Source organism: Streptomyces rubellomurinus, assembly GCF_000961885.1.
Lineage (GTDB): Bacteria > Actinomycetota > Actinomycetes > Streptomycetales > Streptomycetaceae > Kitasatospora > Kitasatospora rubellomurina.
Genome location: NZ_JZKH01000302.1, coordinates 1 through 554, shown reverse-complemented (window position 1 = coordinate 554; position 554 = coordinate 1). Strand labels below are relative to the sequence as shown.

The window sequence follows — 554 nt, the reverse complement described above, 5'->3', positions numbered from 1 at the left end:
CCCGTCCTCAACGAATGGAGCACCGCCCACGGCGGCTTCACCCACCTGCCCCAGCCCCAGCGCGACCAGGTCGCCGACGCCTTCTTCACCTGGATCCACGCCGCACCACCCGCGCCTGACCCCGGGCCCGCCCCCCACCCGCCGCCTGTCGGCGCGGCGCCGGGTTCGTCGAGCTGTCCGGCGCCCGGCCTGCCCGGCCGGGCACCGAATCACGGACTCTGGTGGGGTGGTGGGGTCTCTCGGAGGGTGACTACGTGGGGTTGGCCGGCATTGAGGGGACGGTGAGGGTGGGGCTGCCGTTGAAGCGGCTGGTCCAGTAGGGGTCGCCGTCGCGGCGTTGGCCGTGGACGGTGATCTGGAAGCGCTGGGCGGTGTTCAGGCACACCCTGCGGTCGACGGGTGCGGGGATGGTGAGGGTTCGGGTGCCGGGGTCCCAGTGGTGGGGCAGGTCGGGGTGTCCGAGGGTGGCCAGGTGCTGAGTGATCGCTTCTTCGGTGACGGGGGCCGGTCGGGTGGCGGCGGTGGTGCAGCGGTTGCGCTGGGCGGGTGGGCAG

At 73.5% G+C, this 554-nt stretch carries 1 pseudogene; it reads right to left on the bottom strand.

Annotation, left to right across the window (positions count from 1 at the left end):
- Positions 1-250: 250 nt before the first annotated feature.
- Positions 251-554, bottom strand: a pseudogene (locus VM95_RS37935) (hypothetical protein); the annotation flags it as partial.